The sequence below is a fragment of the Mycobacterium gordonae genome (assembly GCF_002101675.1).
GTDB classification, from domain to species: Bacteria; Actinomycetota; Actinomycetes; order Mycobacteriales; family Mycobacteriaceae; genus Mycobacterium; species Mycobacterium gordonae.
The window spans coordinates 30,049-55,199 of sequence record NZ_LQOY01000151.1 but is presented as its reverse complement, the minus strand read 5'-3'; the positions used below and the strand labels follow the sequence as shown (position 1 = coordinate 55,199).

22 protein-coding genes are annotated in these 25,151 nt (G+C 66.9%); 12 read left to right on the top strand and 10 right to left on the bottom strand.

Features of this window, described 5'->3' with window-relative positions:
- Positions 1–106 precede the first annotated feature (106 nt).
- The gene (locus AWC08_RS36665) at positions 107–1,612 is read left to right on the top strand and encodes a sensor domain-containing protein (protein ID WP_065137699.1); all 1,506 of its coding nucleotides are present in this window, start codon (positions 107–109) and stop codon (positions 1,610–1,612) included.
- A gap of 241 nt (positions 1,613–1,853) precedes the next feature.
- Here the strand turns inward: AWC08_RS36665 and AWC08_RS20980 are convergent, their stop codons facing one another.
- Positions 1,854–2,720, bottom strand: a complete 867-nt coding sequence (locus AWC08_RS20980) for an aminodeoxychorismate lyase (RefSeq protein WP_142283712.1) — start codon at positions 2,718–2,720, stop codon at positions 1,854–1,856.
- Positions 2,721–2,830: 110 nt separating this feature from the next.
- Between AWC08_RS20980 and ygfZ the strand changes: the two genes are divergently transcribed.
- Together ygfZ and AWC08_RS20970 are read left to right on the top strand one after the other, a co-directional pair.
- Positions 2,831–3,925, top strand: a complete 1,095-nt coding sequence (ygfZ, locus tag AWC08_RS20975; RefSeq protein ID WP_065137701.1) for a CAF17-like 4Fe-4S cluster assembly/insertion protein YgfZ — start codon at positions 2,831–2,833, stop codon at positions 3,923–3,925.
- Between the two features lie 150 nt (positions 3,926–4,075).
- Positions 4,076–4,255, top strand: a complete 180-nt coding sequence (locus AWC08_RS20970) for a DUF3073 domain-containing protein (protein ID WP_065137702.1) — start codon at positions 4,076–4,078, stop codon at positions 4,253–4,255.
- A 37-nt stretch (positions 4,256–4,292) separates the two neighbouring features.
- Here the strand turns inward: AWC08_RS20970 and purM are convergent, their stop codons facing one another.
- The 3 genes from purM to AWC08_RS20955 form a co-directional block, all read right to left on the bottom strand.
- Positions 4,293–5,387 (bottom strand): phosphoribosylformylglycinamidine cyclo-ligase, encoded by a 1,095-nt coding sequence (gene purM / locus AWC08_RS20965; protein ID WP_065137703.1) that lies wholly within the window; start codon positions 5,385–5,387, stop codon positions 4,293–4,295.
- Between the two features lie 60 nt (positions 5,388–5,447).
- Entirely contained in the window at positions 5,448–6,983 is a 1,536-nt protein-coding gene (gene purF, locus AWC08_RS20960) for an amidophosphoribosyltransferase (RefSeq protein ID WP_055581487.1), read from the bottom strand.
- Positions 6,984–7,119: 136 nt separating this feature from the next.
- On the bottom strand, positions 7,120–7,512 hold the full coding sequence (locus AWC08_RS20955) for a sterol carrier family protein (protein WP_065135183.1): 393 nt from the start codon (positions 7,510–7,512) through the stop codon (positions 7,120–7,122).
- Positions 7,513–7,531: 19 nt separating this feature from the next.
- Here AWC08_RS20955 and AWC08_RS20950 point away from each other — a divergent pair, with 19 nt between their 5' ends.
- From AWC08_RS20950 to AWC08_RS20940, 3 genes are all read left to right on the top strand, one after another.
- Positions 7,532–8,746 carry an MCE family protein gene (locus AWC08_RS20950; RefSeq protein ID WP_065135182.1) on the top strand — a complete coding sequence of 405 codons (1,215 nt, stop codon included), beginning with the start codon at positions 7,532–7,534 and terminating at the stop codon, positions 8,744–8,746.
- Entirely contained in the window at positions 8,743–9,984 is a 1,242-nt protein-coding gene (locus tag AWC08_RS20945) for a haloacid dehalogenase-like hydrolase (protein ID WP_082986486.1), read from the top strand. The genes AWC08_RS20950 and AWC08_RS20945 overlap by 4 nt, the downstream gene beginning before the upstream one ends.
- 199 nt (positions 9,985–10,183) lie before the next feature.
- Entirely contained in the window at positions 10,184–11,782 is a 1,599-nt protein-coding gene (locus AWC08_RS20940) for a stealth family protein (RefSeq protein ID WP_065135186.1), read from the top strand.
- Here AWC08_RS20940 and AWC08_RS20935 read toward each other — a convergent pair.
- Genes AWC08_RS20935 through AWC08_RS20915 form a run of 5 tightly spaced genes read right to left on the bottom strand, consistent with a single transcriptional unit; the run spans position 11,727 to position 17,310 of the window.
- Entirely contained in the window at positions 11,727–12,686 is a 960-nt protein-coding gene (locus AWC08_RS20935) for a 3',5'-cyclic adenosine monophosphate phosphodiesterase CpdA (RefSeq protein WP_065135181.1), read from the bottom strand. The genes AWC08_RS20940 and AWC08_RS20935 overlap by 56 nt on opposite strands.
- Positions 12,687–12,743: 57 nt before the next feature.
- The gene (locus AWC08_RS20930) at positions 12,744–13,394 is read right to left on the bottom strand and encodes an Rv0804 family intramembrane glutamic endopeptidase (protein WP_065135185.1); all 651 of its coding nucleotides are present in this window, start codon (positions 13,392–13,394) and stop codon (positions 12,744–12,746) included.
- Positions 13,382–15,646: a phosphoribosylformylglycinamidine synthase subunit PurL gene (gene purL, locus AWC08_RS20925; protein WP_065135180.1), complete on the bottom strand. Its 2,265-nt coding sequence runs from the start codon at positions 15,644–15,646 to the stop codon at positions 13,382–13,384. Before purL ends, AWC08_RS20930 begins: the two co-directional genes overlap by 13 nt.
- 37 nt (positions 15,647–15,683) lie before the next feature.
- Positions 15,684–16,031, bottom strand: a complete 348-nt coding sequence (locus AWC08_RS20920; RefSeq protein WP_065135179.1) for a VOC family protein — start codon at positions 16,029–16,031, stop codon at positions 15,684–15,686.
- A gap of 10 nt (positions 16,032–16,041) precedes the next feature.
- Positions 16,042–17,310: a M18 family aminopeptidase gene (locus AWC08_RS20915; RefSeq protein WP_065135178.1), complete on the bottom strand. Its 1,269-nt coding sequence runs from the start codon at positions 17,308–17,310 to the stop codon at positions 16,042–16,044.
- Positions 17,311–17,354: 44 nt separating this feature from the next.
- Here AWC08_RS20915 and AWC08_RS20910 point away from each other — a divergent pair, with 44 nt between their 5' ends.
- The 3 genes from AWC08_RS20910 to AWC08_RS20900 are packed head-to-tail and all read left to right on the top strand — an operon-like array spanning position 17,355 to position 19,914.
- The gene (locus tag AWC08_RS20910; protein ID WP_167544977.1) at positions 17,355–18,368 is read left to right on the top strand and encodes a Dyp-type peroxidase; all 1,014 of its coding nucleotides are present in this window, start codon (positions 17,355–17,357) and stop codon (positions 18,366–18,368) included.
- Positions 18,365–19,171 carry a family 1 encapsulin nanocompartment shell protein gene (locus tag AWC08_RS20905; RefSeq protein WP_065135176.1) on the top strand — a complete coding sequence of 269 codons (807 nt, stop codon included), beginning with the start codon at positions 18,365–18,367 and terminating at the stop codon, positions 19,169–19,171. The genes AWC08_RS20910 and AWC08_RS20905 overlap by 4 nt, the downstream gene beginning before the upstream one ends.
- Positions 19,172–19,176: 5 nt before the next feature.
- On the top strand, positions 19,177–19,914 hold the full coding sequence (locus tag AWC08_RS20900; protein WP_069434551.1) for an SDR family NAD(P)-dependent oxidoreductase: 738 nt from the start codon (positions 19,177–19,179) through the stop codon (positions 19,912–19,914).
- Here the strand turns inward: AWC08_RS20900 and AWC08_RS20895 are convergent, their stop codons facing one another.
- Positions 19,915–21,612 carry an MOSC and FAD-binding oxidoreductase domain-containing protein gene (locus AWC08_RS20895; protein ID WP_069434550.1) on the bottom strand — a complete coding sequence of 566 codons (1,698 nt, stop codon included), beginning with the start codon at positions 21,610–21,612 and terminating at the stop codon, positions 19,915–19,917.
- A 120-nt stretch (positions 21,613–21,732) separates the two neighbouring features.
- Here AWC08_RS20895 and AWC08_RS20890 point away from each other — a divergent pair, with 120 nt between their 5' ends.
- From AWC08_RS20890 to AWC08_RS20880, 3 genes are all read left to right on the top strand, one after another.
- The gene (locus AWC08_RS20890) at positions 21,733–22,605 is read left to right on the top strand and encodes an alpha/beta fold hydrolase (RefSeq protein WP_065135174.1); all 873 of its coding nucleotides are present in this window, start codon (positions 21,733–21,735) and stop codon (positions 22,603–22,605) included.
- A 64-nt stretch (positions 22,606–22,669) separates the two neighbouring features.
- On the top strand, positions 22,670–24,007 hold the full coding sequence (locus AWC08_RS20885; RefSeq protein WP_065135173.1) for a TetR/AcrR family transcriptional regulator: 1,338 nt from the start codon (positions 22,670–22,672) through the stop codon (positions 24,005–24,007).
- 82 nt (positions 24,008–24,089) lie between these two features.
- A complete protein-coding gene (locus AWC08_RS20880; protein ID WP_232008021.1) occupies positions 24,090–25,148 on the top strand; it encodes a zinc-binding alcohol dehydrogenase family protein in 1,059 nt (352 codons plus the stop codon).
- Positions 25,149–25,151 lie beyond the last annotated feature (3 nt).

Here is a 25,151-nt window from a genome sequence, read left to right as displayed (position 1 = left end):
GCTGCCGGTTTGCCAGAGCCGATTGCTGGGACCAGTGCCATGCGCTACCGTCGCATGACGGTTTCGCCGTATCCGCCTCCCCCTGCCCTCAATTGAGGAGACTGCCGTGGCCATATTCATCAGCTACTCGAGCCAGGACAGGACGTCGCTCGACGCGCTGACGACCGCCTTGAAGCGGGCTCAGCAGAAGGTGTGGTTCGACCAGGAACTCGGTGGCGGGGACGCCTGGTGGAACGCGATTCTGGAACAGATTCGCTCGTGCGATGTCTTCATCGTCGCGCTGTCCAACAACTGGCTGCAATCCAAACCGAGCCAGGCCGAGCTGCGCTACGCCCAAGCCCTCAATCGGCCCATCCTGCCCGTGCAGGTGGGTCCGGTCGACAGCGTGCGCGTCAATCCCGTCTCCACGCTGCAGATCATCGACTACCAGAACCCGACGGTCGACGCCGGTATCGCACTGGTCACCGCAATCCACGCGCTGGTCGCGAAGGCTCCGCCGCTGCCGTCGCCGTTGCCGGACGAGCCGCCGGTGCCGTTCGGTTACATCATGCGGCTGGGAAACACCTTGTCCGAGAAGGAGCTCACTCCCCAGCAGCAGTTGCAGTTGCTGGTCGAGTTGCGATCCGGACTCGACGAGGACGGCGACGACCCGAGCGCGCGCAGCGACATCGCCCAACTGCTGCGCATGTTGCGGATGCGCCACGACGTCACCTACCGCACCCGAACCGAGATCGACAACGTGCTGGCCGAGATCGAGGCGAAGGACGGTGCCCCGACGGGCTCGCCGGCCAGCGCCCCCGCTGCCGCTGCGGCGGCACCCCCGTCGGCCCCGGCGGCCGCACCGCAGGCCCGCCCGGCCGCGGGCCACGCCGCACCTGCGCCCAGCGGCGGGCAGTCCAACAAGAAGCTGCTCATCATCGGCGGCGCCGCACTGGCCGCCGTGGTGGCAATCGTGTTGATCGTGGTCTTCGCCACCAGCGGTGGCAACACCCGCAAGCCGGCTGCGGCCAGGCCCAGCGGCGCTGCCGCCGGGGCCCCGAACACAGGCGGGGCTCCGACCGAAACCGCGTCGATCCTGCTGGGCGCCGCCGACATCGGCGCCGTGCTGGGCGACCCCAACATGAAGGAAAGTGCTCACAGCGACCAGCTGCGCGCCCCGCAGGGGACGTTGTCCGATCCGGAGTGTCTGTCGGCCTTCGAGCCGTTCCAGGAATCGGTGTACCGGCCGCACGACCCGACCGGGATTCACACTCAGGTCGTCCAATCGTCCGGTGATGCCCACCGGGTGGTCGAGGCTGTCGCGAAGTTCCCGTCGGCAGAGAAGGCTCGCGCGTTTGTCGAGTCATCCGAAGGGAAGTGGCGGGCGTGCGCCAACAAGACCGTCACGTTCACCGGTCCGAGCAAGAGCACGGAGTGGAACTTCGGCGAGGTCAACGGCGCCGCGCCGAAGATCACGATGACGCGTGCGGAAACCGACAACAACACCCGAACCTGCCAGCATGCGCTCAGTGCCGCCGGCGATCTCGTGATCGAGGTTCAGGCGTGCGGTAACGACATCACCGACGGCGGAGCGAAGTTGGCCGAGCAGATCGTGGCCAGGGCGAACAAGTAATCGTCCGGAGAAATGGAGCGGCCCCCGAGCGACGCTCCGGTTGGACAGACCGGACGCTCGAGGGCCGGGTGGCTGCGGGAAATTCGCCAGCGCGCGTAGATCGCTGACTCTTCCGAGCCGATGCAGCTAGCGCGCAGCCACCTCACATGTCCATGAAGCTATCAATTTCGCGGACCACCTCCCTTCTTGTGTAAAGCCGACGCTACCGCGACTCCGGCCCGGCGACAACAGATTTAAGCGCTCAGCGATCAAGGACGATGGCAGCGTCGACCAGTTCGGCGAAGGTGTCGGCGAAGGAAGACCGCGGCAGCCACCGCCCGTCGAGGGTGTGCACACGCGCGGCCAACGTCATGCTCGACACCAACCAGACACCTTGCGCCGCGACGAGATCCGCTGGCCGCAGCGCGCGATAGTCGCAGTCGTACCCCTGCGCGCGCGCAACTTCGAACAGCGCCTGCTGGGTGGTTCCCCGCAGGATCGGATACCAGGGCGGAGGGGTGAGCAGGCACGGGCGGCCGTCTTCGCCCTCGACGGCGATGACCACCGTCGAGCGTGGTCCTTCCAGGATGTAGCCGTCGGAGCTGACGAAGATGACATCACCGGCGCCCTGGCGGGCGGCGTGGCGCAGCACCGCCATGTTGACCGCGTAGGACAGCGTCTTCGCTCCAGCCAGCAGCCAGGGCATGGTGTCAATGCCGTTGGCGGGCAGCCCGCGGTCGAGCGTGATCGCGGCGATACCGTCGCGGCGCACCGCGGTCACCCGGTCCGGGACGGGATTGACCATTACGTATGCCGTAGCAGCACTGGGGTCGTTCTCCCGGCCGCGGCTGTAGATCAACCGCATCGCCGCCTCGTCGCCGGTGATCGTCAGCCACTGCCGGGTCGCCACATCGATGGCGCACCGCCACTGCGCCAGGTCCGGTTCGGGCAGGTCCATCAGCTTCGCCGAGTGGGTCAGCCGCTGCAGATGAGACTCGACCAGACACGCCCTGCCGTCCCGGACCAGCAGCGTCTCGAATATTCCGTCGCCCCGCACCGCCGCCAGATCGTCGGCGTGCAACAGCGGCGTCGCCGAGTCCAGGACTTCGCCGTCCAGAGTGACGACCACACCCGTCATGGGGAGTGAGCCTAACGGGCCGGGCCGGCACCGGGCGTGCGGCTGACTTCACGCTCGGCGGAGGTCGGGCCGCGTCGCCGTAGAGTTGACGGGTGGCGCACATGAATCCAGTCCCTGCCCCCGATCCCGGCCCCGACGCCGGCGCGATCTGGCACTACGGCGACCCGCTCGGTGAGCAGCGGGCGGGCGAAACCGACGCGATTCTCGTCGACCGCTCGCACCGCGCGGTGATCACGCTTACCGGAGCGGATCGCCGCGCCTGGCTGCACAACATCTCCACCCAGCACGTCAGCGAGCTACCCGAAGGCGCCAGCACGCAAAACCTGAGCCTAGACGGCCAGGGCCGGGTGGAGGATCACTGGTTGCAGACCGAGTTGGGCGGCACCACCTACCTGGACACCGAGCCGTGGCGCGGCGAACCATTGCTGGGCTACCTGCGCAAAATGGTCTTCTGGTCGGACGTTGCGCCGGCCGCCGCCGACCTATCGGTGTTGTCGCTGATCGGGCCGCGGCTGGCGGATGCGCCGGTATTGGCCGCGTTGGGGGTGGACGCACTTCCGCGGGAATGGTTGGCCGTGCCGTTGCCCGGCGGCGGCTTTCTGCGCCGGATGCCGAGCACTCCGAATGGCCCGGTCGAGCTTGATCTGCTGGTGCCGCGCGACACGACCGGGGACTGGCGGCAGCGGCTGACCCAGGCCGGTGTGCGCCCGGCCGGTGTGTGGGCCTACGAGGCCCACCGGGTGGCGGCCCTGCGTCCGCGGCTCGGCGTCGACACCGACGAGCGCACCATCCCGCACGAAGTGCGCTGGATCGGCGGTCCCGGCGCGGGAGCGGTGCACCTGGACAAGGGTTGCTACCGCGGCCAGGAGACGGTGGCCCGCGTGCACAATCTGGGCAAGCCGCCGCGGATGCTGGTTCTGTTGCACCTCGACGGTTCGGCGGACCGGCCGGAAACGGGGGCCGCGGTGCTCGCCGGCGGTCGCGCCGTAGGACGGCTGGGAACGGTCGTCGAGCACGTCGACCTCGGACCGGTCGCGCTGGCGCTGGTGAAGCGCGGCATCCCCGCCGACACGCAACTGACGACAGGCGCCAACGGCGAGGTCGCCGCGGTGATCGACGCGGACTCGCTGCCACCGGTGGATGGGGTGGGCGCGGGGAGGCTGGCGGTCGACCGGTTACGCGGCGGCGCCCGATGAGTCAACGTGACATCCGCCATGTGCGGCCGGGCAGGGCGCGCCCACCTTCGGCCGCGCGGCACGGTAAGCTGTCGTCAGGACAATAACGACACTAGAGATCGGAGCCGCCTACTCGTAGGCCGCTCCGTTATTTCGCGAGGGGGTCCCCCCATGGGCCGCGGCCGGGCTAAGGCAAAGCAGACCAAGGTTGCTCGAGAACTGAAATACAGCTCCCCGCAGACCGACTTCACGCGGCTTCAGCGCGAGTTGTCAGGGACGAGCACCAGCACCGATGAATCCGACCATGTCGAGGGCGATTCATGGGACGACGAGGACAGCTGGCGCCGCTGACCTGACAGACCCAGGTGCCCAACGGCACTGAATCTGTTCAGAATCTCGGATGCTGCCCGACGAGCGTCGCCCGCGGGCCTTCTTTTCCACCCTTGCAAATGGTGCCCAGCACCCAGCAGTCCAGGTGCCGCGCGGTCAGAATGGCCAACGCACGGTCGGTGTCTTCAGGGGCGACGACGGCGATCATCCCCACCCCCATGTTGAACGTCTTCTCCATCTCCGGCCGGGCGACGCGACCGCGCTGCGCGATCATGGCGAATACCGGCGCGGGCGTCCACGTTCCGCGATCCACCTCGGCGACCAGACCGTGCGGGATGACGCGTTCGAGGTTGCCCGCCAGCCCTCCTCCGGTGACATGGCAGAAGGTGCGAACCTGTGTCTCGGCGGCCAGCGCCAGGCAGTCCTTGGCGTAGATCCTGGTGGGCTCCAGTAGCTCCTCGCCCAGCGTGCGCCCGAACTCCTCGACGTACCCGGCCAGGTTCATCCGGTCGATGTCGAGCAGCACCGCACGCGCCAGCGAATACCCATTGGAATGCAGCCCCGAGGAACCCATCCCGATGATGACGTCACCGGGTTTGACGCGGTCCGGCCCCAAAACGTCGTCGGCCTCCACCACGCCGACGCCGGTGGCCGAGATGTCGTAGTGGTCCGGTTCCATCAGCCCCGGGTGCTCGGCGGTCTCGCCCCCGAGCAGCGCGCAACCCGCGCGCACACAACCCTCGGCGATGCCGCTCACGATCGCCGCGACCCGTTCCGGCACGGTCCGGCCGACGGCGATGTAGTCCTGCAGGAACAGCGGTTCGGCGCCGCACACCACGAGATCGTCGACCACCATCGCGACCAGGTCCAGGCCGACCGTGTCGTGCTTGTCCATCGCCTGGGCGACCGCCAACTTCGTGCCGACACCGTCGGTGGAGGCGGCCAGCACCGGTTCGCGGTAATCGCCGCGGAGCGCGAACAACCCGGCGAAGCCGCCGAGCCCACCGCGCACCTCGGGTCGGGTGGCCTTGGCCGCCAGCGGCTTGAACAAGTCGACAGCGCGGTCACCGGCTTCTATGTCCACCCCGGCCGTCGCGTAGGTGATGCCCTGGCTGCCCGCGCCGCGTTTGGCGCTTTGTTCGGGATCCGTCATCGCGATAAAGGCTACCGGTCGGCAGGTACCCCGGTGACGGTTACCTCCGCAGAGCCCCGGTCAGCGCCCGACCGGCACTTCCGGAGCGTCCTGGCCCGCCAGGTCGCCCAGGCCGGCGCCGCGCGCCGCATTGGCCAGCATGTGCTCGATGACGTTCTTGCCCAGCGCACTCTCGCTGGGCAGTTCGATCGGGTACGTGCCGTCGAAGCACGCGGTGCACAGCCGCGAGGCAGGCTGCTCGGTGGCCGCGATCAGACCGCGCAGCGAGATGTAGCCGAGGGTGTCGGCGTTGATCGCGTGCCGGACCGCCTCGAGCATCTCCCCTTCGTCCTCGACCGCGTTGGCGATCAACTCGGCCGGCGAGGGGAAGTCGATGCCGTAGAAGCAGGGCCACTTCACCGGCGGCGAGGCGATGCGCACATGCACCTCCACGGCCCCGGCTTCGCGCAGCATGCGCACCAGCGCGCGTTGGGTGTTGCCGCGCACGATCGAGTCGTCCACCACGATCAGGCGCTTACCGCGGATCACCTCTTTGAGCGGGTTCAGCTTGAGGCGGATACCGAGCTGACGGATGGTCTGCGACGGCTGAATGAAGGTGCGCCCGACGTAGGCGTTCTTCATCAGGCCCTGTCCGTACGGAATGCCGGACTCCTGGGCGTATCCCACCGCAGCCGGGGTCCCGGACTCCGGGACCCCGATGACCAGGTCGGCGTCGACAGCGCATTCGCGGGCCAGTTGGCGGCCGATGTCGAGGCGGGCACCGTGAATCGAGCGGCCACCGATGGTGCTGTCCGGGCGGGCCAGGTACACGTACTCGAAGATGCAGCCCTTCGGCGTCGGATTCGCGAAGCGGGTGGACCGCACTCCGTCCGCGTCGATGGCGAGCAGTTCACCTGGCTCGATGTCCCGGACGAAGGATGCGCCGACGATGTCGAGGGCGGCGGTTTCGGACGCGACCACCCAGCCGCGGTCCAGCCGACCGAGTGACAGCGGGCGCACACCGTGGGGGTCGCGGCAGGCATAGAGGGTGTTTTCGTCCATGAACGTCAGGCAGAACGCACCGCGGACGGTCGGCAACAGTTCCAGCGCGGCCTGCTCGAGGCTGGAGTCGGCCGCACCATGAGCCAGCAGCGCCCCGAGAATGTCGGAGTCAGTGGTGGCCGGGGCGGGTGCCCGCTTGGCGATCAGCCCCTCGTCGCGGGCGCGCGCCATAAGCTCGGCGGCGTTGACCAGGTTTCCGTTGTGCCCCAGCGCGACTCCGGTGCCCGCGGCGGTGTTGCGGAAAACCGGCTGGGCGTTCTCCCAAGTGGTGTCGCCGGAGGTGGAGTAACGGCAGTGTCCGATGGCGACGTGGCCCTCCATGGCCGCGAGCGTCTGCTCGTCGAATACCTGACTGACCAAACCGAGGTCCTTGAACACCAACACCTGTGATCCGTCGGCGACGGCGATGCCTGCGGCCTCCTGGCCGCGGTGCTGCAAGGCGTAGAGGCCGTAGTAGGTGAGCTTGGCGACATCTTCACCCGGGGCCCAGACCCCGAATACGCCACACTCTTCACGAGGCGAACTGAAGTCTTCTTCGGGCTGCTGCGCGGTCACGGTGTGGCGGCTCCCTAGGGCGCGGTTGGTGACGCTTCGGAGTCTACGGGCACCCCGGGCCGCCCGCGCAACGCCGGCGGGCGTGTTGCGGCGTCATCAACGGGCGTGTCGGCGCGAAACTCCAGGTCAATGGATGTCAGGACGCTAAACGCAACAACGGCATCCAGTGTTCTATTTCACAGGCCCGGGAGCCGGAAAGGGTCAGCACGCCGCTTGTCGCAGCCTCGGTGAACCCCAGCAGTCCCGTTGTCACCAACAGCCACGTGCGCGGGTCCGTCTCGACAACGTTCGGCGGTGTGCCGCGAGTGTGCCGCGGTCCGGATACGCACTGCACGGCGACGAATGGCGGTATCCGCACTTCCACGCTGGCGCCGGGCGCCAGATCGGCCAGTGTGCGCGCCGTGAGCCGGACGGCGGTCGCGAGGTCGGCCCGCTCCGGCGCAGGGCTGGTTTCGTCACGCAGCCACTCCGCAATCGCCGACACGGCCTGCCGTGTCTTTGCCGGATCGGCTTTGGGACGGGCGGCCATACCCTAGGGTCTCAGAATCATGGAGCGTCGTCGCTCGGGCGCGCGGCCACCCTACCGAACCATCGGCCTGATCGCGCTGGTGGCGCTGACGCTCGTCCTGGGCGCGCTGTACTGGCAGTTCCGCGGCAATTTCACCCCGAAGACGAAGCTGACCATGGTGGCACCACGCGCGGGCCTGGTGATGGACCGGGGCGCGAAGGTCACCTACAACGGCGTCCAGATCGGGCGGGTGGCCACCATTTCCGAGATCACCCGCGACGGCCACCCCGCCGCCCAGCTGATCCTCGACATCTTCCCCAAGTACATTCCGCAGATTCCGGCGAACGTGGCCGCCGAGATCAAGGCCACCACCGTGTTCGGCAACAAGTACGTGTCCCTCAGCTCACCGACAGTTCCTGCGGCACAACACATTACGCCCGCCGTCGTGATCGATGCGACCAAGGTCACCACCGAATTCAACACGCTGTTCCAAACCTTGACCGCCATCGCGGACAAGGTCGATCCGGTGAAACTCAACCTGACGCTCAATGCGGCAGGTCTGGCGCTGGCCGGGCTGGGTGACAAATTCGGTGCCTCCCTGACCAACGGAAACGCCATCCTCGACGACCTCAACCCGCAACTGCCGGCGGTCCGCCTGGACATGCAGCGACTGGCCGTTCTCGGGGACGTCTACGCCGACGCCGCACCGGAACTGCTGGCGGCCCTCAACCAGGCGGCCACCACCGCAAGCACCGTCAGTCAGCAGCGCACCGAGCTGGACTCGGCGTTGCTGGCGGCCGCCGGGTTCGCCGACACCGCGACACCGGTGTTCGAACGGGCGGGACCGTACCTGGCGCGGGGGGCTGCCGACCTGCTCCCTACCGCCCAGCTGCTCGACGAGTACAGTCCCGAAATCGTGTGCACCCTGCACAACTACGACGAAGTTGCGCCCCGGATCCGAAATGCGTTGGGATTCAACGGTTACGCGCTCGGCGCGTCGTCGTCAGGAGCCATCACCGGCGCACCGGGCCCGTACATCTACCCCGAAAACCTGCCCCGGACCAACACCAGGGGCGGCCCGGGCGGGCAACCGGGCTGCTGGAAGAAGATCACCCGAGACTTGTGGCCCGCTCCCTATCTGGTGATGGACGCCGGCTACGACCTGGCCCCCTACAACCATTTCGAAATCGGTTCACCGATGTTTCTCGATTACGTGTGGGGCCGGCAAATCGGCGACTACACCATCAACCCATGACATCCCTGTTGCGCACACTGGCCGCGCTGACCCTGCTCGTCGTCACCGCCTGCCACAGCACCGGCGCCGCACGGCAGGGCGACTGCCGGCAATTGCAGGTCGACTCCGGCTGGTACGGCGACAACCGTGACCGGATCAACGCGATGATCGGTCGGCTCGGGACCTGCGGCAAGCCCGGGACCACCGCACCGTTGGCGTTGTTCGACTGGGACAACACCATGATCCGCAACGATATCGGGCACGCCACGTTCTTCTGGGTGATACGAAACTCCAAGGTGCGCCAGCCCGCCCGCGGCGACTGGACCACCACCAGCCCCTTCCTCACCCCGGCGGCCGCGACGGCCCTCGGCGCCGCCTGCGGAAGCCTTGCGCCGCCCGGCCAGATCCTGCCGACGGGGTCCGGACCCGGCACCGGGTGCGCCGACGAGTTGGTGTCCATCTACTCAGACGGCCAAACACGCTCGGCGCAAGCGGCGTTCGCCGGCTTCAACCATCGCCGGTTCAAACCGGTGGACGCGTGGCTGCTGCAGCTGCTCGCCGGCTGGACCGACGCTGAGGTCACCGGGTTTGCCGCCGCCGCCAGGCAGGAGAATCTGGACGCGCCGCAGGGCGCCGAACAAACGGTGGGCAGCACCCGGCAAACGGCCTGGGTGCGCTATTACCAGCAGATGCGTGACCTGGTGGGCGCGTTGCAGGCCAACGGATTCGACGTGCGGGTGATCTCGGCGTCTCCGGAATTGGTGGTGCGGGTCTGGGCCGCGGATGTCGGCGTTCCCGCCGACCGGGTGATGGGCGTGCTCACCGATCACGACGGCGGCGTGCTGACACCACGGCTTGCGTACTGCGGCGGTGAACCGTCCATGCCGTTCAACGAAGGCAAACGATGCCGCATCAACCAGCAGGTGCTCGGCATCACCGGCCCGGCGGCGTTTGCGGCCGCACCCGAACCCCGCCGCCAGGTGTTCGCCGCGGGCGACTCCGACGGCGACGTGACCTTCGTTTCCGATGCCACCGAGCTGCGACTCGTGCTGAATCGCAATCAGATCGAACTGATGTGCCGGGCCTACTCCAGCTCCGATGGCCGCTGGTTGATCAATCCGACGTTCATCAACCCGCTGCCGCAGAGCCCACCGTATCCGTGCGCTACCCAGGGCTTCGACCAGCCCGACGGCGGTCAGGCGCCACTACACGGCGCCGACGGCAGCGTGGTGGCCGACCAGCAGGATCGAGTACACTGAAGAACGACTGGAATATTTCCGGGAACTGAACTCAGTATGACACCGGCGTAACCCCGGAATTAACTATAGATGTCAGTTTCTGACTAAATCGACTGTCCTGCAACAGTTGTCGACGCCACCCTGCTCCACCGCGCGCCCACGCCTGAAGTATGAGATTCTCCGGTTGCTGTGGTCACTTCGAGCGAAGGCGGTGTTTCCGGTGCCCATGATCTTCTCCCGCGACGACGGCCAGTCGGCGCAACGCCCGCCTACCCCCATCATCGTTACCCGGCGCGGCAAGATGGCCCGCCTGGAATCGAGCCTGACGCCCCACGAGGCACAGATCGAAGACCTGATCTTCCTTCGAAAGACGTTGAACCGAGCCGATATTCCTTACCTGCTGATTCGCAATCACCGGGACCGTCCGGTTATCGCCGTCGATATCCGACTGCGTTCCGCCGTCGAACGTGCGTTGGCGGCCGCCTGCACTGCCGAGCCGATGTACGCCAAAACTCTGGATGCAACTGGTGTTTCCCCCGCATTGCTGGCCGACGGCCGGTTGTCCCCGTCGCCGGATCCACGCATCCTGCGACTGTACCGGCGCCGGATCGCACCGGGCGGCTTTCGCTTCGGACCGGCATTCGGCGTCGATCTGCAATTCTGGGTCTTCGAGGAGAGCGTGATCGGGTGCCCGGTAGAGAACTCCCTGACCCGCACGCTCCTGCCGCGGTCCGAAGTCACCCCGGCAACTGTCAAACTCTACGGCTACAAGTGGCCGACCCTAGAGGGCATGTTCACCCCGCACGCCAGTGATGTCACCTTCGACATCGACCTGGTGTTCTCCTGGGTCGACGGCAGCGATCCGGCGTTTCGCGCTCAGCGCGCGGCGCGGATGTCCGGGCATGTCGTCGGCGAAGGCGACGACGCCGAAGCGCGAATCCGCCAGATCGACGAACTGAAGTACGCGCTGCGCTCGGTCAATATGTTCGCACCGTGGATCCGGCGCATCTTCATCGCGACGGATTCGGCGCCACCGCCGTGGTTGGCTGAACACCCGAAGATCACCATTGTGCCCGCCGTCGAACACTTCTCGGATCCGGCGGCGCTACCGACTTACAACTCCCACGCGGTCGAGAGCCAACTCCACAACATCGCCGACCTGAGTGAGCACTTTCTGTACTCCAACGATGACATGTTCTTCGGCCGGCCTTTGCAGGCCAGCATGTTCTTCTCCCCCGGCGGGGTCAGCAGGTTCATCGAAGCCAAGACTCGGATCGGGCTGGGCACGAACGACGCCACCCGCAGCGGCTTCGAGAACGCCGCCAGGGTGAACCGCCAGCTGCTGTTCGAGCGGTTCGGGCAGATCATCACCCGCCATCTCGAGCACACCGCCGTCCCGCTACGCAAGAGCGTGCTGCTGGAGATGGAGCGGGAATTCCCAGAAGACTTCGCCCGCACCCAGGCGAGCGCGTTTCGCTCCTGTACCGATATCTCGGTGACCAACTCGTTCTATCACTACTACGCGCTGATGACGGGACGCGCTGTGCAGCAGGAGAAAGCCAGAGTCCGGTATGTGAACACGACCACGAGGGCAGGCCTGAATCTACTGCCCGAGTTGCGAAAAAATCGCCGATACGACTTCTTCTGCCTCAACGACAGCAGTTGTCCCGAAGTCGGCGCTGCTGAGCGCACCAAACGGGTCGTCGACTTCCTGGATCGGTACTTCCCGATCCCAGCCCCCTGGGAGAAAGTCGCTGTTGACGTCAGTCGGCCCGATTTCGCGGTGCCGTCGACGCGAGCACCATCCGAGCGGGACTGAAAAGCGAGTCGCGACGCGACGACTGCTCGATGAATATGCCGGCTTCGGCAATATTGCGTTGCGCCTGATCGGGTGAGACGAAGGTGCCCACGGTGTTGCCGCCACCCAGCGGAATGACGGAGTGCACAACGGTTTCGGGGTAGACGTGCACCAAGTTGCAGGCCTGAGCGCCGTCCCGGCCGCGTGTCCCGCCGACGGCTACCGTGAGGTCCTGGGTATAGCAGGTAGCCGAGGCGACCGACACCGGGATGCCGACGAAGGTTGCATTGGTCGAGTAGTGCAGGTGCCCGGCCAGGATGGCGCGGACGTCGCTGCCTTTGAGCACCCGCCCAAGAGGGGCCTGGTCACGCAGTTCCACGGTGACGGCCATATCGAGCACGCTCGGAATCGGCGGATGGTGCAACGCCAGAATGGTGCCGTCAGGCGCTGGTGTCGCCAGCTCGCCTGCGAGCCAATCCAATTGAGATGCCCGGATCTCACCATGGTGATGCCCCGGCACCGAGGTATCCAACGTGATGATCCGCAGCCCGTCGACCGTGCGCACGTGGTCGAGCGGCGCCATCGACGGCACTTCGTCCAGCAGCAGCCGACGCAGTTCGGCCCGATCGTCGTGGTTGCCCATCACCCAGATGAGTTCGGCCCCAAGGTCGGCCGCGAACGGCTCCACCAGGTCGCGAAGCTTGCGGTAGGCGGCCGGTTCGCCCTTGTCGGCGAGGTCACCGGTGAAGACGATGGCGTCGGGGCGCACCCCCGAGTGGTTGAGCTGTCCGAGGAGTTCACCCAGCCGTCCGTCGGCATCCACGTCGCCGTAGAGCGGACCGTCCCCACCGACGAGGTGGGTGTCGCTGATATGCAGGAGTACGTAGTCCGGCCGCGGGTGCTCCGCGGCCCTGAGTCTGTGCACCGGCGGTGCCGCCCTCTCTAGCTGGGGATTTAACAAGCAATTAACAAGTGTAGGGGCTCAGGCGGCAGATCGCGCGTCGTGTGAGCTGTTCCACGTTCTCCGCTGCACGACGACCGCGGCTATCGCACCGGCCTCATTGATGGCCAGGTGCACCAGGATCGGCGCCACCAAGCTTCCGCTGCGCTCGGCCAACCACCCGAACACCCAGCCCGCCAGGCCGGTGACCACCACGACGGGCAGCAACGGTTCGCCGACCATGCGCGCGTCGGCGATGTGTGACAGGCCGAACGCGCCGGCCTGCAAGAGCCGTCCGCGGGTAGGACCGAAGGCTTTCGCGGCGACGTCACCCAGCGCCCCGCGGAAGGCGGCCTCCTCGGCCCAGACGGTGCCGACCGGGATGTGCCATGCCAGCCAGCCGGGTACCGACTCCGGCAACTCGCGCGCCGACATCGACAGCCGCACCTTCGGAACCGGCGTGGTCGCCGCGATCGTCGCCGTGACCAGTGCCGCTGCCATGGAGCCCCACCGCAATCCCGCCCACACCCGGGGTGGACGAAATCCCAAGGGCTTGGCGGTCGTCAACGCCAGCATGCTGCCGGCAGCGGCCTGCGCCGGTGTCCGGTAGGCGGACCGTAGCCGCGGGCTGACCAAGCTCCAGCCGACCAGGGCGGTAGCCAAACCCAGTGCGCGAAGCCTTAACCGAAGAATCGCGGAAGCACCGCCTCGGATGTCTCGCGCAATTCGGCCAGCGATACCGTGAACAAGCCCTGCACTTCGATCTCTTTCGACTCCTGATCGACGACGCCGATGCGGGCGGCGGGCAGTCCCCGCGCCTCGCACATCGAGGAAAACCTGCTCTCCTCGGTGCGCGGCACCGCAACCAGCGCCCGGCCGGCCGACTCGGAGAACAGCGCCACAAAGGGGTCGGCGCCCTCGGGAAGGATTATGCGGCAACCGGTTTCGCCAGCCAGCGCCGACTCCACAATGGCCTGCGCCAGTCCGCCTTCGGACAGATCGTGTGCGGCGGTGATCAGCCCGTCGCGCGAGCCGGCTGCCAGCACCTCGGCCAGCAGCTTTTCGCGTGGCAGGTCGACTGCGGGGGGTAGCCCGCCCAGATGATCGGCGGTCACCTGCGCCCAGATCGAGCCGTCGAACTCGTCGCGTGTGTCACCGAGCAGCAACAGGCTTTCCCCCGGCTCCGTGCCCAAACCGGTGGGAACGCGCCGGCCCACGTCGTCGATGACGCCGAGTACCCCGACCACCGGCGTCGGCAGGATGGCCGACGAGCCGGTCTGGTTGTAGAAGCTGACATTGCCGCCGGTGACCGGAATACCAAGCGCCGCACAACCATCGGCCAACCCACGCACCGCCTGGGAGAACTGCCACATCACACCCGGGTCCTCGGGCGAGCCGAAGTTGAGGCAGTTGGTCACCGCGACGGGGGTGGCGCCGGTGACGGCCACATTGCGGTATGCCTCGGCGAGTGCGAGTTGGGCACCGGTGTAGGGATCCAGCTGCGTGTAGCGCCCGGAGGCGTCGGTGGACAACGCGATTCCGCGCCCGGTCGCCTCGTCGATGCGCAGCACACCGCCGTCGGCGTGTTCGGCCAGCACGGTGTTGCCGCGCACGTAGCGGTCGTACTGCTCGGTGATCAACGCGCGGCTGCACAGATGCGGACTGTCAAGCAGCGCAAGCAGAGTCGCACGCAGCTCCTCTCCCGTGGCCGGCCGGGGCAGCTTCTTCGACGAGTCCGCGTTCAGCGCATCCTGCGTCTCGGGACGGGCCACCGGACGCTCATACACCGGGCCCTCGTGGGCCACCGTGCGCGGCGGCACGTCGACGACGGTTTCGCCGCGCCAGGTGATGCGCAGCCGGTCGCCCTCGGTAACCTCACCGATGACGGTGGCCAGCACCTCCCACTTGCGGCACACCGCCATGAACGCCTCCACGTTCTCCGGCGCCACCACCGCGCACATCCGCTCCTGGGACTCGCTGCACAGGATCTCGGCGGGGGTCATCTCTTTGGCGCGCAGCGGCACCGTGTCCAGGTCGATCGCCATGCCGCCGTCCCCGGCAGACGCCAATTCTGAGGTGGCACAGGATAATCCGGCACCACCAAGGTCTTGGATGCCGATTACCAGGCCGCCGGAATACAGTTCGAGACAGCACTCGATGAGCACCTTCTCCATGAAGGGGTCACCGACTTGCACCGACGGCAGCTTCTTGCGCGAATTCTCGGCGTCAAACGTATCGGAGGCCAGCACCGAAACCCCGCCGATGCCGTCCAGCCCGGTGCGCGCCCCGAACAGGATGATCTTGTTGCCCGCGCCGGAGGCGAACGCCAGATGCAGGTCTTCCTGGCGTAATACGCCGACGCACAAGGCATTCACCAGGGGGTTGCCGGCATAACAGGCGTCGAAGACGGTCTCGCCGCCGATGTTGGGCAGTCCCAGTGAGTTGCCGTAGCCGCCGATACCGCGGACCACACCGTCGAGGACCCGGCGGGTGTCGGGCGCGTCGGCGGCGCCGAACCGCAGCTGGTCCATCACCGCGACCGGCCGCGCCCCCATGGCCATGATGTCGCGGACGATGCCGCCGACGCCGGTGGCCGCGCCCTGGTAGGGCTCCACGTACGACGGGTGGTTGTGCGATTCCACTTTGAAGGTGACCGCCCAGCCGTCACCGATGTCGACGACGCCCGCGTTCTCGCCGATGCCGGCGAGCATGCCGGTACGCATCTCCTCGGTGGTGGTCTCACCGAAGTATCGGAGGTGGACCTTCGACGACTTGTACGAGCAGTGCTCGCTCCACATCACCGAGTACATCGCCAGCTCGGTGTCGGTGGGCCGACGCCCGAGAATCTCGCGAATCCGCTGGTACTCGTCGTCCTTGAGACCCAACTCACCGAACGGCTGCGGCTGGTCGGGGGTGGTTGCGGCGTGCTCGACGGTGTCAGTCACGGGGGGGCTCGTCACCCCGACAGTCTAGGTTCCCGCCCTAGGTGCCGACGACGCAGAACTGGTTGCCTTCCGGATCGGCCAGCACCACCCAGCGGAAGTTGTCGCCGAAGCTGTGCCGTTCGATCTTGCTGGCCCCCGCCGCGGTCAGCCGGGTGACCTCGGCCTCCATATCCTCGGCGCCGAAATCGAGATGAACGCGGTTCTTCCCGGGGGTCGGATCGGGCACCTTCTGAAAAGCGAGCCGCGGCCCGTCCGGGCGTATCACAGCGATGAACTCACCCGGCATCAACTCGTGCGTCGTGCCGCCGAACTGCTCGGCCCACCAACCGGCGAGCGCCACCGGGTCGGTGCAATCAAAGGTGACCATCTCGACTTTGAGCGCCATACCGCCGACTCTAGGCCTCGGGGGCCAGAAACGCCTGCAGTGCAGCCGCATACGTACCGACGTCGTGCGCACCCATCAACTCCCGCGCGGAATGCATGGCCAGCTGCGGAGCCCCGACGTCGACGGTCGGAATGCCGGTACGTGCCGAGGCCATCGGCCCGATCGTCGACCCACAGGGCAGATCGGCGCGATGCTCGTAGCGCTGCAGCGGCACCCCCGCCTGTTCGCAGGCAACGGCAAAGGCCGCCGCGGTGCGTCCGTCGGTGGCGTACCGCAGATTCGGGTGCACCTTGAGCACCGGTCCCCCGTTGACCGCGATCTGGTGTCCCGGTTCGTGGCGCTCGGGATAGTTGGGGTGGGTGGCGTGCGCCATGTCGGCCGACGCCAGCAGCGAGGCCGGCAGCAGCCGCAGGACGTCTTCGCGGTTGCCGCCGGCGGCGAGCACGATGCGTTCCAGCACCGTCTCCAGCAAGTTGGATTGGGCGCCATGATCGGACGTCGAGCCGACCTCTTCGTGGTCGAAGAGCACCAGCACGGGTAGGAATTCACCCGGTGCTGTGGTGTCCAGGGCCAGTAACGCTTCCAGTCCGGCGTAGCAGCTGGCCTGGTTATCCAGCCGTGGAGCGCTCAGCAGGCTGCCGTCAGCCCCGACGACCGTGGCGGGTGTCAGGTCATGCGTCATGAGGTCGGCGGATAACACATCGCCCGCGGACACCCCGGCTTGCTCGGCGACGTAATCGACGAACGACTCGGCCGCCTCACCCACTCCCCACACCGCGTTGAGGTGGCGCTGCGGATCCAGCGTCAGCGACCTACGGTCCTCGGCAAGGTGGATGGCCAACTGTGGAACCCGCAGAATCGGCTCGTCGATCCGGACCAGCCGATGAGTGATCCGGCTGCCATCCCGCACCGACAACCGCCCGCTGATGCCCAGGTCCCGATCCAGCCACGAGTTCAGCCAGGCGCCCCCGTAGGGCTCCAGCGCCACCACCTTCCAGCCGGCCACGCAGCGGTCCGGGTGCTGCTTGACCCGCAGGTTGGGGCTGTCGGTGTGCGCGCCGACGATCCGGAACGGGGCCAGACCGGCGCGCCCGCTCCAGGCGACCAGCGAGCCGGCGCGGCGGATGAAATAACGCCCCGGCTGCTCAGGCCAGCGATCGAACTCGCTCAATTCGGTGTATCCGGCGTCGAGCAACCGGGCGGCCGCCGTCGCGCACGCGTGGAACGGCGACGGGGACGCATCAATGAATTCACCCAGGCCGCGGGCGGTGGCCACCATGTAGTCAGGTTAAGCACCGTCCCCTTCACAGGGGCGTTAGGGTCTTGCCTGTGCCCGCTGTTCAGCCGCAGCCCATTCTGGCGCCATTGACGCCAGCCGCGATCTTTCTGGTCGCCACCATCGACGACGGTGGCGAGGAGGTGGTCCACGCCGCGCTGCCCGACATCTCGGGCCTGGTGCGCGCGATCGGTTTTCGCGACCCGACCAAACGACTGTCGGCGATCACCTCCATCGGGTCTGACGCCTGGGACCGGTTGTTCTCCGGTCCACGGCCCGCCGAGCTGCATCCCTTCACCCCATTGACGGGGCCGCGCCACTCCGCGCCCGTGACACCCGGCGATCTGCTGTTCCACATCCGGGCCGAATCCATGGACGTGTGTTTCGAACTGGCCGGGCGCATCCTCAAGGCGATGGCCGGTGCGGTGACGGTGGTCGACGAAGTGCACGGCTTTCGCTTCTTCGACAACCGCGACCTGCTGGGTTTCGTCGACGGCACCGAAAACCCGGACGGTGCAATCGCCGTCAGCGCCACCACGGTTGGGGACGAGGACCCCGGTTTCGCCGGCTCCTGCTACGTCCATGTCCAGCGCTACCTGCACGATATGACGTCCTGGGATTCGCTCTCGGTCACCGAGCAGGAGCGGGTGATCGGGCGAACCAAGTTGGAGGACATCGAACTCGGCGACGACGTCAAGCCGTCCAACTCGCATATCGCGCTCAACGTGATCACCGACGAGGACGGCACCGAACTCAAAATCGTGCGGCATAACATGCCCTTCGGCGAGCTGGGCAAGGGCGAATACGGCACCTACTTCATCGGCTACTCCCGCACACCCACGGTGACAGAACGCCTGCTGCGCAACATGTTCCTGGGTGATCCACCTGGTAACACCGACCGGGTGCTCGACTTCTCGACCGCCGTCACCGGTGGGTTGTTCTTCTCCCCCACCGTCGACTTCCTCGACGATCCACCGGCCCTCCCCCAATCGCCGCCTCAGGCCGCGGCGTCATCCGACGGCTCTCTTTCCATCGGCAGCCTGAAAGGAATCTCCCAGTGAACAACCTGTACCGCGACCTGGCGCCGATCACCGAATCCGCCTGGGCCGAAATCGAGCTCGAGGCGGCACGGACGTTCAAGCGGCACATCGCCGGCCGCCGCGTGGTCGACGTCAGTGAGCCAGGCGGCCCGGTGACGGCCGCGGTCAGCACGGGACGGTTGATCGACCTGGAATCGCCCACCGACGGGGTGATCGCCCATCTGCGCGACAGCCGCCCACTGGTGCGACTGCGCGTCCCGTTCACCTTGTCGCGCAACGAGATTGACCATGTCGAGCGCGGCTCCAAAGACTCGGACTGGGAACCGGTCAAGGCGGCGGCCAAGAAACTGGCATTCGTGGAAGACCGCGGCATTTTCGAGGGGTACGCGCCGGCGTCGATCCAAGGCATCCGCGGCTGCAGCTCCAACCCCCCGCTGACGTTGCCGGACGATCCACGCCGCATCCCCGACGTCATCACCCAGGCATTGACCGAACTGCGGTTGGCCGGCGTTGACGGCCCGTACTCGGTGCTGCTGTCGGCCGACACCTACACCAAGGTGAGCGAGACCACCGAACACGGGTATCCGATCCTCGACCACCTGAACCGGCTGGTCGACGGCGACATCATCTGGGCGCCCGCCATCGACGGAGCATTCGTATTGACCACGCGCGGTGGTGATTTCGATCTTCAGTTGGGCACCGACGTGTCGATCGGCTACCTCAGCCACGACGCCGACACCGTGCAGCTCTACCTGCAGGAGACATTGACGTTCCTGTGTTACACCGCCGAGGCCTCGGTCGCGCTCACTCCCCCTCGGGACTGACGAGCATGACGACGTTCGGCGGCCACACGGCCCTGGTCACCGGCGCCACGTCTGGGATCGGCCGCGCCATCGCCCTTCAGCTCGCGCAACGTGGCGCCGACGTGGTGGTGCACGGGCGCAATGCGCAGCGCGGCGCTGAAGTGGTGCTTGAGATCGAAAGTGGCGGCGGCCAGGCACGATTCGTCGCCGCCGAGCTCAACGATCCCGGCGCGGTGCGGCGGCTGGCCGCCGAAGCGGGCCCGGTGGACATCCTGGTCAACAACGCCGGTGTCTTCATCTTCGGCGACACCGTCGACACCGACGACGCCGTCTTCGACGAACACGTGAACGTGAACATGCGCGCCCCCTACATTCTGGTGCAGGAACTCGCGCCGGGGATGGCCCGACGGGGCCGCGGCGCGATTGTCAACATCAGCACCCTGGCCGCCTCGGCGCCGAAGCGCAAAGGCGGAATCTACGGGGCCACCAAGGCCGCGCTAGAACTGCTGACCAAAGTGTGGGCGGACGAATTCGGCGAGTCCGGTGTCCGGGTCAATGCCGTGGCGGCCGGGCCTACCGACACCCCCGGCACCGAGGCCACACCCGGGCTCCTGGACAAGCTGGCCGGGGTCACCGCGCTGCGCCGGATCGCCGACGCCAGCGAGATAGCCAGCGCGGTGGTGTTTCTCGTCTCCCCGGAGGCCAGCTACGTCAACGGCGCGATCTTCAACGTCACCGGCGGCGAGACGTCGTTCGCCCGGTAACTACAGGTCCAGCACCAGGTCGCTGTCCGGAGCGGCGGAGCAGATGAGCACTTCGCTTGGCGCCGGGAGCTGCAGCGGTGGTTGAACATCGATCGTGGTACCGGCCAGGATGTTGGTGACGCACATGTGGCACACCCCGCTGCGGCACGAGAAACGCGTTGGCACGTCGCATGATTCGGCCAAGTCGAGAATGCTGCCGTAGTGCGGTGACCAGTTGACCGTCAGCCCGCTGCGCGCGAAGGTGACGGCCGGCCCGGTGCCGGGCACCCCCGCCGGCTGGTGCGGCGGCGTGGCCGCCGCACCGACCACCCCGGGGTTGATCGCAGGCAGCGCACCGAAGAGTTCGCTGTGAATACGGGCGGGGTCGAATCCGGCCGTCATCAGTGCGGCCCGCATATCGGACATGAATGACGTTGGTCCGCAAAGGTAGGCGGTGCCGTTGGCCGGCAGGCCCAGCGCGGCCAGCTCTCGGCCGTCGAGGCGTCCCTGTGTTTCGGTGTAGACCACGCGCCGCTTCGCCTGCGGCACCGCCGCAAGCAGATCCGCGACCTCAATCGCGAACGCCTCACTGCGCCGATTGCGGGTGGTGTGCAGCCACCAGATGGCACGGCGGCTGCCGGCCGACGACAGCGCATGCAGCATCGCCAGCACCGGCGTCACCCCGATCCCCGCGGAGACGAGTACCACCGGCGTGTCGTCGTCGACGAGGTAGAAGTCACCACGGGGAGCGGCGGCGTCGATCACGACCCCCGGGGCGACGTGGTCGTGCAGCCATCGGCTCACGACCCCGTACTCCTCGCGTTTGACGCTGATCCGATATTCGCCGCCGCGCGGATCACCGGACAGCGAGTAGCTGCGTACCGGCGCCGGACCGGTTTCGGCGGGGACTCGCACGGTCAGGTACTGGCCCGGCAACACCGGCGGCAGTGGGGTGCCGTCCTGCGAGGCAAGCCGGATCGACAACACCGAAGGCGCTTCCCGTCGGGCCGCACTGACTCGCAGCGGGCGGAAACCGTTCCAGGCCGGCTCGCCGCCTCTCGACGCCGTCAATCCGTCTTGGCCGGTCAGCATCTCGGTGAAGGACTGGCGCCACCCGGGACTCAACGCAGGTTCGTCGACTGCCTTGCGGAGCTGCTCGGTGTCGTGATCCGGTAGATAGAGCAGCGCGTCGACATCGGCCACCGTGAGTTGGTGCTTGCCGCGACGGGTCAGCGTGATGTCGTCACCGGCCTGCACGCTGCCCTCCGTGACGACCCGGCAGTAGAAGCCCGGGCGATGTTGCTTCACAAGCAGATTCGGGATCCGCGGGTCGTCCAGCCGCATGCCGACCCGGAAGCAGGTGACGCGGGGCTGAGTTACCTCGAACTCGGCGGCACCGATGCGGTAGCGGTCACCGATACACACCTCGTCGTCGGCGAGGCCGGTGACGGTGAAGTTTTCGCCGAAGTGGCCGGCCACCAGGTCGTCACGACCGAGGTAGTTCTTCCAGAATTCGTATGACTCGGTCTGGTACACCAGCACGGCCCGTTGTTCGCCACCATGGCCGCCGAGGTCGCCCTGCCCGTCACCGTCGATGTTGAGACGGCGCACCATCACCGGCCGGTCGACAGGTGTTTTCCAGATCCCGGTGTGGACGGTCTTGTCATTCCATTGAACGTCTCTGGGCATGCCCACGTTGACTGAGACCAGCTTGCCCATCTGCGCCTCCTCGGCCCGGCACCCCAGCGTGTGCCTCAACGATTGAGACTAGTGCCGGCGGCCCGCCTCGTGCATAATGGGTTGCGCAACCCATAATTTTCCAGCCCAAGGGAGCTTGCCATGCCGACCGTCCACCATCGCTATGCCACCATCGACGGTCACCGACTGTTCTACCGCGAGGCCGGCGACCCGCGTCATCCCACAATCGTTCTGCTGCACGGCTTTCCGACCAGCTCGTACATGTTCCGCAATCTCATTCCCGAGCTCGCTGACCGGTTCCATGTCGTGGCACCCGACCACCTGGGCTTCGGACTGTCCGACGCGCCGTCCGTCGACGAGTTCGATTACACCTTCGACGCACTCTCCGATTTAACCGCCGGGTTACTGAGCACACTGGGCGTCGACCGGTACGCCATGTACGTCCAGGATTACGGCGCGCCGATCGGCTGGCGCCTCGCGCTGCGAGAGCCGTCCGCGATCATCGCCATCATCACCCAGAGTGGCAACGGTTACGACGCGGGTTTCGTCGAGAGCTTCTGGCAGACGGTGTGGGCATATCAAGAAGACCCGAACCCCGGCAACGAGGCGGCGGTGCGGCAGTTTCTCACGCTGGACGCCACCCGCTGGCAATACCTGACGGGCGTTGCCGACGAGACGCTGGTGGATCCCGAATGCTGGCACCACGATTTTGCGCTGATCTCCCGGCCCGGCAATGACCTGGTGCAGCTCAAGCTGTTTCGGGACTACGCGTCCAACGCGCCGTTGTATCCGCGCCTGCATGAGTACTTCCGCGCGACCCGCGTACCGTTGCTGGCAGTCTGGGGACGCGGTGACGAGATCTTCGGCCCGGCAGGTGCCAGCGCATTCGCCACCGACCTGCCGCACGCCGAAATCCACCTGCTGGAGGGCGGGCACTTCCTGCTGGAGTCCGCACTGACCGAAGTCGCCGGACTCATCCGTACATTCTTGGCCGGTGATCGCATCGCCGCATGACAGGACCGCAATCAGTGGGCTGAATATCCCATAGACCTGGCCGGCTCCGGGTTAGCCTGGCGCGATGGCCGATCCGGACGTCGAACAGCGGCTGACCGCCAAGGGGCGCGCCACCCGCGACCGGATCGTTCTCGCCACCGCCGAGTTGATCGTCGCGGAAGGCCTGGCGGCGTTCAACATGGATAACGTGCGCAAGGCCGCGTCGGTGAGCGGTTCCCAACTCGCGCACTATTTCACCGACAAGCGCGCACTGATCCGGGCCGTCATCCACCGGCAGATCGAGGTGGTGCTGGACTTCCACCGCCAACCGAAGCTGGGTGGCTTGGCCACCTTCGACGACTACGAGCGCTGGCTCGACCTCAACATGCGCTATCTGCGGCGCATCAAGTACACCGGAACGCCCACCTACCACGCCCTCGCCGCCCAACTCGCCAAATCCGACGAGTCCACCCGCGAGGCATTGGCGGTCGGCTATCAGCGGTGGATCACCCTGTTGCAGAGTGCGATTCAACGAATGAAGGACAACGGGGTACTGGTGGCCGAGGCACAACCGCGCGCCCTGGCCTCGGTGATCGTGTGCGCTCACCAAGGTGGCGGCACCCTTGCCTTCACCTATCAGGCGGAATGGCCGCACGCGGATGCCACGCGATTCGCCGTCAACTATTTGCGCCTCTTCGCCAAAGACCCCGCCGAACGCGCGCCCAGACCGCCGCGGCGTCCCCGCCTCCGGCGCCCATCGCCCAGGTCCGGCGATCGGCCCACTGCACGGCTGACACAAAAGGGACTCGCTACGCGCACGCGCATTGTCGACGCCGCGGCCGGCCTGGTCTTCGAACGAGGGGTGGCCAACACCAGCATCGACGAGGTGCGGACCCGCGCCGAGGTGAGTGGATCGCAGATCACGCACTACTTCACCGATAAGCGCGATCTCATCCGTCAGGTGGTCGCCACCCGCCGTCACGACGTGAAGGCCTTTCACACCCAAGCCCGCCTGGGCGCGCTCGACACCGTCGATGCCTTGCGCACATGGGTTGATGCCTGCATGGCTGACGTGGACACCGTGTATCGACTCGGCGGGTGCGTGTACGGGTCACTGGCCGGTGAGTTGATCGACGCCGACAGCGAGATTCATGACGACGTCGCCCGCGGGTACGATGAGTGGATCGAAATCTTCTCCGCGGGAATAACTTCCATGCGCCGGCGGGGCGATCTACGTCCCGATGCCGACCCACGGCACTTGACGGTGTCACTCGTCACCGCCCACCAGGGCGGCGCCATGCTCACCCACGCCACTGGCGACCCCGAGCCCATGTCCGCAGCACTCAACGCCGCGGTCGACTACGTTGCCTCGTTCGCGGCGAAAGCGGGACGTAGCCCAGCGCGGAACCGCTCCAAGTCCTGATCCCCCGGCAGCCTGGACATTACTGGGATGCCGTGCCCATAATAATGGGATATACCGCCCACTTTTCTAGGAGGGGATGGCCATGGCGGCTCCGACGAGGGGGACGAGCCCGCTGCCGACGACACCTGCCGTGGTACGCGAGCCGCACGGTGAAACAACGATGCGCGCAATTATTTTGGAGAGTTTCGGCGGGCTCGACAGCCTGGTCTATACCGACATTCCCAAGCCCCTGCCCAAGGACGGCGAGGTCGTCATCGAGGTGAAGGGCTTCGGCATCAACCACGCCGAGATGCACATGCGCCGCGGCGAATGGGCCGAAGCCGCCGAAGTGAGTGGCATCGAATGCGTCGGCATCGTCGACGCCTGCCCGGGCGGGGAGTTCCCGGTCGGCGCGAAAGTCACGGCGCTGATGGGCGGCCTGGGGCGCACCATCAACGGCAGTTACGCCGAATACACGCGCGTGCGTGCCGCGAACGTCGCGCCGATCGAGTCCGACCTGCCCTGGTCACAATTGGCGGCGCTGCCCGAGACGTACGCGACAGCCTGGACCTGCCTGTTCCGCAACCTCAAACTGACGGCTGGACAGACGCTGCTCATACGAGGCGCGACATCGTCTTTTGGGCAGGCGGCGCTGAAGATGGCGGTCGCGGCCGGCGCCCACGTCATTGCCACGACGCGCAGCCGTGGACGCATACCCATGCTCGAGGCTCTCGGCGCGGCCCGCGTCGAGCTGGAAAGAACCGATCTGGCCGCTCACCTCGCGGAGTCCAAGCGGCTGGACGCCGTGCTCGACCTGGTGGGCAACAGCACCATCCTCGACTCCCTCGACATGCTGCGTCGCGGCGGTACGGCGTGCCTTGCCGGTTGGCTGGGTGGGTTGGACCCCATCGGGGATTTCAACCCGCTGCTGCGTCTGGCCAGTGGCGTGAATCTGAACTTCTTCGGCAGCTTCGTGTTCGGCACACCCGGCTTCCCGCTCTCCGACGTGCCCCTACAGCACATCGCCAAACAGGTCGCGGACGGCGAGCTCGATGCGCAACCGTCCCGGGTTTTCGCCTTTGACGAGATTCGGCAGGCACACCGCGTGATGGAGGCCGGTGAAGCCGGGGGGAAGATGGTGGTGGTGATGGATCGCGAATGAGGG

What these genes read in the sequence shown, in the direction of transcription:
- ygfZ (WP_065137701.1), top strand. Translation starts at nt 2,831, where the DNA reads ATGAATCCAGTCCCTGCCCCCGATCCCGGCCCCGACGCCGGCGCGATC.
- AWC08_RS20970 (WP_065137702.1), top strand. Translation starts at nt 4,076, where the DNA reads ATGGGCCGCGGCCGGGCTAAGGCAAAGCAGACCAAGGTTGCTCGAGAA.
- purM (WP_065137703.1), bottom strand. Translation starts at nt 5,387, where the DNA reads ATGACGGATCCCGAACAAAGCGCCAAACGCGGCGCGGGCAGCCAGGGC.
- AWC08_RS20955 (WP_065135183.1), bottom strand. Translation starts at nt 7,512, where the DNA reads ATGGCCGCCCGTCCCAAAGCCGATCCGGCAAAGACACGGCAGGCCGTG.
- AWC08_RS20950 (WP_065135182.1), top strand. Translation starts at nt 7,532, where the DNA reads ATGGAGCGTCGTCGCTCGGGCGCGCGGCCACCCTACCGAACCATCGGC.
- AWC08_RS20945 (WP_082986486.1), top strand. Translation starts at nt 8,743, where the DNA reads ATGACATCCCTGTTGCGCACACTGGCCGCGCTGACCCTGCTCGTCGTC.
- AWC08_RS20920 (WP_065135179.1), bottom strand. Translation starts at nt 16,031, where the DNA reads ATGGCGCTCAAAGTCGAGATGGTCACCTTTGATTGCACCGACCCGGTG.
- AWC08_RS20915 (WP_065135178.1), bottom strand. Translation starts at nt 17,310, where the DNA reads ATGGTGGCCACCGCCCGCGGCCTGGGTGAATTCATTGATGCGTCCCCG.
- AWC08_RS20900 (WP_069434551.1), top strand. Translation starts at nt 19,177, where the DNA reads ATGACGACGTTCGGCGGCCACACGGCCCTGGTCACCGGCGCCACGTCT.
- AWC08_RS20895 (WP_069434550.1), bottom strand. Translation starts at nt 21,612, where the DNA reads ATGGGCAAGCTGGTCTCAGTCAACGTGGGCATGCCCAGAGACGTTCAA.
- AWC08_RS20890 (WP_065135174.1), top strand. Translation starts at nt 21,733, where the DNA reads ATGCCGACCGTCCACCATCGCTATGCCACCATCGACGGTCACCGACTG.
- AWC08_RS20885 (WP_065135173.1), top strand. Translation starts at nt 22,670, where the DNA reads ATGGCCGATCCGGACGTCGAACAGCGGCTGACCGCCAAGGGGCGCGCC.
- AWC08_RS20880 (WP_232008021.1), top strand. Translation starts at nt 24,090, where the DNA reads ATGGCGGCTCCGACGAGGGGGACGAGCCCGCTGCCGACGACACCTGCC.